This window comes from Micromonospora sp. LOL_021 (genome assembly GCF_048060215.1).
GTDB lineage: Bacteria > Actinomycetota > Actinomycetes > Mycobacteriales > Micromonosporaceae > Micromonospora_E.
Genome location: NZ_JBHMIN010000116.1, coordinates 1 through 1,700, shown reverse-complemented (window position 1 = coordinate 1,700; position 1,700 = coordinate 1). Strand labels below are relative to the sequence as shown.

Annotated in this window: 2 protein-coding genes; both read right to left on the bottom strand. The window is 70.2% G+C overall.

What is annotated here, in order from left to right:
- Positions 1-763: 4-hydroxy-2-oxovalerate aldolase (dmpG, locus tag ACFHWT_RS31195; protein ID WP_416598263.1), on the bottom strand; the 763-nt coding region annotated here is incomplete at its 3' end.
- Positions 763-1,698: an acetaldehyde dehydrogenase (acetylating) gene (locus ACFHWT_RS31190; RefSeq protein WP_416598261.1), complete on the bottom strand. Its 936-nt coding sequence runs from the start codon at positions 1,696-1,698 to the stop codon at positions 763-765. The genes dmpG and ACFHWT_RS31190, both read right to left, overlap by 1 nt.
- Between the last annotated feature and the right edge of the window lie 2 nt (positions 1,699-1,700).

Sequence of the window (1,700 nt, the reverse complement as noted above, 5' to 3'; positions counted from 1 at the left end):
GCGCGAACGTGTCGCAGCCGTGTTTCCAGCCGTGCAGGTCCGCGACGGCGGTGAAGACCTCCAGGGGGGCGTTGCCGGCCCCGGCGCCCATCCCGGCGAGGGAGGCGTCGACCCGGGTGGTGCCGTGCTGCACGGCGATCACACTGTTGGCCACGCCCAACGAGAGGTTGTGGTGGGCGTGGATGCCGATCTGCGTTTGCGGGTCGAGGACCTGCCGGTAGGCGTCGACCCGGGCGGCGACATCCGTCATCAGCAGCCGGCCGCCGGAGTCGGTGACGTAGACGCAGTGCGCCCCGTACGACTCCATCAGCTTGGCCTGCTGCGCGAGCCCTTCGGGGGTGTTCATGTGCGCCATCATCAAAAAGCCGGCGACGTCCATACCCTGGTCGCGGGCCCATGAGATGTGCTGGGCGGCGACGTCGGCCTCGGTGCAGTGGGTGGCGATCCGCACGCTGGTCACGCCCAGGTCGCGGGCCGCTTTCAGGTCGTCGATGGTGCCGATCCCGGGCAGCAGCAGAGTGGTCAACCGCGCCCGGCTGATCGACTCCGCGGCAGCACGGATCCAGTCGGCGTCCGACGCCGCCCCGTGGCCGTACGTCACCGACGAGCCGGCCAGCCCGTCGCCGTGGGCGACCTCGATCGCGTCCACACCGGCCGCGTCGAGCGCGGCGGCGATCGCCCTCACCTGGTCGACGGTGTAGCGGTGGCCGATGGCGTGCATGCCGTCGCGCAACGTGACGTCCTGGACGTACAGTCGGGTCATCACCGCACCCCTTCCTGCCGCTCGGCCCGGACAGCGACCAGACGTTCCGCGGTACGCAACGCGGCCGAGGTCATGATGTCGAGGTTGCCGGCGTACGCGGGCAGGTAGTGCCCGGCACCGGAGACCTCGAGAAACACCGACACCTGGATACCGGTGAACCAGCCGCCCAACGCCGGCACAAAGGTGTCGACCGGGTCGAACTGCACGGCCTGTTTGAGCCGGTAGCCGGGCACGTACCCGGCGACCGACCCGACCATCGCCTGCACCGAGGCGGTCACCCGGCCGGTGTCCACGCCGGCCGGGATCAGGCAGTAGACGGTGTCGCGCATCAGCAGCGGCGGGTCCGCCGGGTTCAGCACGATGATCGCCTTACCCCTACCCGCACCGCCGACGACCTCCAGGGCGCGGGCGGTGGTCTGGGTGAACTCGTCGATGTTCGCCCGAGTGCCCGGACCGGCCGAACGGGACGCGATCGACGCGACGATCTCCGCGTACGCGACCGGGGCCACCGCCGTGACGGCGGCGACGACCGGTACCGTCGCCTGCCCACCACAGGTGACCATGTTGACGTTCGGCTCGGCCAAATGGGCGTCCAGGTTGACCGGTGGTACCACGTACGGGCCGACAGCGGCCGGGGTCAGGTCGACCACCGTCCGCCCGTGCGCCTGCAGGATCTCGTTGTTGCGCCGGTGCGCACCGGCCGACGTGGCGTCGAACACCAACCCGACGTCGACGAACTCGGGCATCGCCACCAGGCCGTCGACCCCATCACTCGTGGTCGCCACACCCAACCGGCGGGCACGGGCCAGCCCATCGGATTCCGGGTCGATGCCGACCATCGCCACCATGTCCAGCGACCCGGACAGCCGCAGCACTTTGATCATCAGATCGGTGCCGATGTTGCCCGACCCGATCACCGCCACCCCGACACCCACTA